This is a genomic window from Mycetohabitans sp. B2 (assembly GCF_021733735.1).
GTDB classification, from domain to species: Bacteria; Pseudomonadota; Gammaproteobacteria; order Burkholderiales; family Burkholderiaceae; genus Mycetohabitans; species Mycetohabitans rhizoxinica.
This window is the reverse complement of sequence record NZ_JAHKSP010000186.1, coordinates 1-5,670: the sequence shown is the minus strand read 5'-3', so window position 1 is coordinate 5,670 and position 5,670 is coordinate 1. Positions and strand designations below refer to the sequence as shown.

The following is a 5,670-nucleotide window of genomic DNA, read 5'->3' as shown; positions in this document are numbered from 1 at the left end:
GGCGAACATCCAGGACATTTATGCCTTGTCCCCATTGCAGGACGGCATCTTGTTTCATCACTTGCTCGCCAGCGACGGTGACCCGTACTTACTGATCGTGCAGTTGGCTTTTGATAGCCGAGCATTGCTGGATCGTTATCTGCATGCGGTGCAGCAAGTCGTTAATCGACATGACATTTTACGTACCGCGTTTATCTGGCAAGAGTTGTCCACACCTGCGCAGGTCGTCTGGCGACATGCGCCGCTGTCGGTCATCGAGCTGGCACTAAAGCCTGCCGACGGACCAATTGCTGAGCAACTTGTCCAACGGTTTGATCCCCGTCAACATCGGCTCGATTTAACACGGGCGCCTTTGCTACGCTTCGTGATCGCGCAAGATATCGATGGCCGATGGTTGATGGTGCAACTGCTGCATCATTTGATTGGTGATCACTCAACGGGGGAAATTATGCATGCGGAAGTGCAAGCGTTTCTCGAAGGCCGAGGCGATGCACTGCCGACTGCGCAACCGTTTCGCAACCTAGTTGCGCAGACACGCTTGGGGTTCAGTGAAGACGAGCATACGCGCTTTTTTACCGACATGCTCGCCGATGTTGACGAGCCGACGCTGCCATTTGGGTTGGCTGACGTGCATCGCGATGGCGACCAGATTACCGAAGCACATCAGATGTTGCCGCAGGTATTAAATGATCGGCTGCGCATTCAAGCCAAGCGCTCAGGTGTAAGCTTGGCCAGCCTATGTCATCTCGCGTGGGCGCGAGTGCTCGCATGTGCAAGTGGTCAACAGCAGGTTGTGTTTGGCACGGTACTGCTTGGTCGAATGCAGGCAGGCGGCGGTGCGGACCAGGCGCTCGGGTTATTTCTCAACGTACTGCCGTTGTGCGTCAATTTAAACGGCAGTGTACGCGACAGCTTACGTGATACACACGCGCGGCTCGCCGCTCTGCTTGAGCATGAGCATGCGTCGCTCGCGCTGGCGCAGCGCTGCAGTGGCGTGCCGGCGGGCTCGCCACTGTTTAGTGCACTGCTCAACCATCGGCACAATTCACCATCGTCAGGCGAGAATAAAACAGCGGCCGGTATTGAATTTCTAGGCGCACAAGAGCGGACCAATTATCCACTTACCCTATCGGTGGAAGACTTTGGTACTGCGCTGGGCCTGACCGTGCAGGTCGTGCAGCCGATCGACCCGGACCGCGTGTGCGGGTATGTGCATCAGGCGCTGGCAAGTCTGGCTAACGAGCTGGAAACAGCACCCGATAAGCCAGCTTGGCAGCTGCAGGTGCTACCTGAAGATGAGCGCAAACTGCTATTGCAGAGCTGGAACGCAACGCAACAAGATTATCCATCGCACTTGTGCATCCACCAAATGTTCGAGGCTCAGGTCGAGCGCACGCCCGAGGCGACGGCACTAGTCTATGAGGACCAGACGCTGAGCTACGCTGAGTTGAATGCGTGGGCGAACCGCTTGGCGCATCAACTGATCGAGTTGGGCGTCAAACCCGATGCGTGCGTGGTAATCTGTGTTGAGCGCTCATTAGCGATGGTGGTGGGGCTGCTGGCGATCCTAAAGGCGGGTGGCGCGTATGTGCCGCTCGATCCGGCGTATCCAGGAGAGCGGCTCACGCATATCCTAACCGATGCTGCACCGGACATCGTATTGGCCGATGTGACGGGCCGCGCTGCGCTGGGTGACGTGGCACTCGCGTTTCGCACGGTGCTCGATCCAAATGAACTGCCGGATCGGGCGGACACCAATCCGTCAGTACCGGGCCTCACCGCCCGTCATCTCGCGTATGTGATCTATACGTCCGGCTCCACCGGCATGCCCAAAGGTGTGATGGTTGAGCACGCACAGGTGACCCGGCTGTTTGAAGCGACACAATCTTGGTATCACTTTGATCAGCATGATACCTGGTGTCTGTTCCACTCCTTTGCTTTTGATTTCTCCGTCTGGGAGCTGTGGGGTGCGTTACGTTATGGCGGCAAACTGATTATTGTGCCCCATCACATTGCTCGCTCTCCCGACGCTTTCTACCAGCTAGTTTGCGAGCAGCGCATCACCGTATTGAACCAGACGCCCAGTGCGTTTAAGGCATTGATCGCCAGCCAAGCCCAAAGCGCCTTATCGGACCGATTACGCTATGTAATCTTTGGCGGCGAGGCGCTAGAGCCAACCGCTTTGCAAGCTTGGTATGCCGCGCATGACGAATGCTGCCCGCAATTGGTCAACATGTATGGGATTACCGAAACCACCGTACATGTGACTTATCGACCCATTCGGCGACAAGATAGCAAGCAAGCGAGCAATCCAATTGGCGTCCGAATCCCCGACTTAAAAATTTACCTGTTTGACGTGCATGGTCAGCCGGTGCCGCTGGGCGCTGTCGGGGAATTGTATATTGGCGGCGCGGGGGTGGCACGAGGTTACCTGAATCGGCCTGAGTTGACGGCCGAGCGCTTCGTGCGAGATCCGTTCTCGGACGAGCCCGAGGCGCGGATGTACAAGACGGGAGACTTGGCGCGGTATTTGCCCGATGGCAATCTCGAATACCTGGGCCGCGCCGATGACCAAGTCAAAGTTCGCGGCTTCCGCATTGAGCCCGGTGAGATCAAGGCGTGTTTGATGCAACACGCGCAGGTGCGCGATGCGGTGGTGCTAGTGCGCGGTGAGGGTATGGATAAGCGGCTTGTCGCGTACGTGGTAGCTGAGGCGGACGAGGTGCTAGCCAGCACATTGCGCGCGCATGTGGCCGCTCGCTTGCCCGAGTATATGGTGCCGGCGGCGTTTGTGCGACTTGACACGTTGCCGTTGACACCGAACGGCAAGCTGGATCGGCGTGCGCTGCCCGAGCCAGACGCCGAGGCGCTTGCACATCACGCATATGAAGCGCCGCAAGGCGAACTAGAGACGACGCTGGCGACGATCTGGGCCAAATTGCTCGGTGTCGAGCGAGTCGGTCGGCACGACAGCTTCTTTGCGCTGGGTGGCCATTCGTTGCTTGCAGTGCAATTAATCGAGCTTCTTCGACGTCGAGGATTTGGGTTGTCCGTACGTGCACTGTTTGACACGCCGGTGCTTAGCGCGCTAGCACAATCGCTAGTCCAGCACCAACATAGTGAAGTGGCGGTGCCCGCTAATGTCATCACGCCCGAGACCACTGCGCTTGTCCCCTCAATGTTGCCGCTGATTGAGCTGACGCAGGCTGACATTGATCGAATCGTCATGCAGGTGCCCGGTGGCGTCGCTAATATTCAGGACGTTTATGCGCTCTCGCCACTGCAGGACGGCATTTTGTTTCACCATCTGCTGGCGAGCGACGGCGATCCGTATTTGCAGTTCGCGCAACTGGCGTTTGATACACGAGCGCGGCTCGATCAGTATCTGGAGGCGGTTCAGCAGGTCGTCAATCGACATGACATTTTGCGCAGCGCGTTCGTGTGGAAAGGTGTGTCCACACCCGCACAGTTGGTCTGGCGTCATGCAACGCTGTCGGTGACCGAACTCGCTTTAAACGCCGATGATGGGCCGATTGCCGAACAGTTGGCGCGGCGCTTCGATCCCCACCATTATCGGCTCGACCTGACGCAGGCGCCGCTGCTGCGTTTTGCGATCACTCAGGACACCGATGGCCGCTGGTTAGCAATCCGGTTGATGCACCATCTGATTGACGATGTATCTTCGTTGCAGATTATGCACTCGGAAGTACAGATGTTTATTGCAGGCCGAGGGCAGGCACTGCCTGCTGCGCAGCCGTTCCGTAATCTGGTGGCACAAGCGCGTCTGGGGCTCAGTCAAGAAGCACACAAGCGCTTTTTTACCGAGATGCTTGCTGACGTGGAGGAGCCGACGCTGCCGTTTGGCCTGAAGGATGTGCATCATGATAGCGCGGAAGTGACCGAAGCGCATCGCAGGCTGCCGCCGTCGTTGAACGACCGGCTACGCATGCAGGCTCGGCATTTGGGGGTGAGTCTCGCGAGTCTATGCCATTTGGCTTGGGCACAGGTGCTCGCGCGCACGAGCGGTCAACAGTCTGTGGTGTTTGGCACGGTGCTGTTCGGGCGGATGCATGCCGGTGACGGTGCGGCCAGTGCGATGGGACTGTTTATCAACACGCTGCCGCTGCGTTTAGAGTTGCACGGTAATGTGCAAGACAGTGTACGAGCCACGCACGCGAAGCTTGCTGCGCTGCTCGAGCACGAGCACGCGTCGCTTGCGCTTGCGCAGCGTTGCAGTGGGATGCCGGTTGGTATGCCGCTCTTTAGCGCGCTATTAAACTATCGACACATCGTGATGGATCCGGGCGAGCGCAGCATTCTACCGGGTGTCGAGCTATTGAAAGCGCAAGAGCGTGACCACTATCCAATTGGGTTGTCAGTGGAAGATTTTGGGCAAGGGTTGGGCCTGACCGCGCAGGTTGTGCAACCGATTGATCCCGACCGGGTGTGCGGATATATGCAGCAGGCGCTGTATGGTTTGGTCGAGGCGCTCGAGGCAGCGCCCGAACAGCCAGTGCGGCAGTTGGAGGTATTACCCAGTGAGGAGCGGGCTTTATTGCTTCAGACATGGAATGCGACACAACAAGACTATCCAGCCCATCTATGCATTCATCAGTTGTTTGAGGCGCAAGCCGAACTCACCCCCGATGCGACGGCGGTAGTGGGCGAAGAGCAAACACTCAGTTATATGCAACTCAATGCACAGGCCAATCGTCTCGCGCACCATTTACGGGATTTAGGCGTAGGCCCTAACCGTCATGTAGCGCTGTACGCGCAGCGTGACCCGCAAACGGTGATTGGTATGCTCGCCACGCTCAAGGCAGGCGGTGCCTATGTACCGCTAGACCCGGCTTATCCACCAGAACGGTTGGCGTATATGGTCGCGGACAGCGTGCCGATAGTCCTACTTAGCGTGGGCAAGCCGCATACTGAGGTGATGCAAGGCCTAAGATCCGGGGTACCGGTTCTGGATTTGCACAAAGATACGGCGCAGTGGGCGAACCGAAGCATAAATAATCTTGATGCGCATGAGCTGGCTTTGGATACGCAAGATGTCGCCTACGTGATTTACACGTCGGGTTCAACAGGCCAGCCTAAAGGAGTCATGGTTCCGCATCAAGGCGTGGTGAATCTCGTTACAGCGATGGCACGCAAACTCGGCATTACTGCGCAAGACCGGATGCTGCAATTTGCTTCCCTGTCTTTCGATACGTCGGTCGAGGAAATCTTCAGGCCTTTGACGCAGGGCGCCGCAGTGGTGCTGCGCACCGATGCGTGGCTGGTTGGAAGCCAGCGATTTTGGTCGCTTTGCGACGCGAACCGTGTGAGTGTAGTGAATCTACCTGTGCAATTTTGGGCACAGTTGAGTCAGGAAAAGGTTCCTGTTGCGAAAAGTGTGCGCGCAATTATCATTGGGGGAGACGCATTGAGCGCGACGGCACACGATACATGGTTTGCCAGCAATGGTTGTTGGCCGCGCTTGTGGAATTTTTATGGCCCAACCGAAACGACAGTGACTGCTATCGTGCATGAGGTTACTCGCCATAAAAGCAGCTGGCGCATTATTGGCCGACCCATTGATAACACGCGGGTTTATCTCCTAGATGCTGACAGCCAACCAGTGCCGTTGGGCGCGGTCGGTGAGCTGTATATCGGTGGTGCAGGCGTGGC

General features: G+C 57.3%; 1 protein-coding gene. It reads left to right on the top strand.

All coding sequences use genetic code 11. From position 1 onward, the window contains the following. Positions 1–5,670, top strand: a 5,670-nt coding sequence (locus KPG66_RS17340) for an amino acid adenylation domain-containing protein (RefSeq protein ID WP_442929467.1), incomplete at both ends; no start/stop codon positions are given.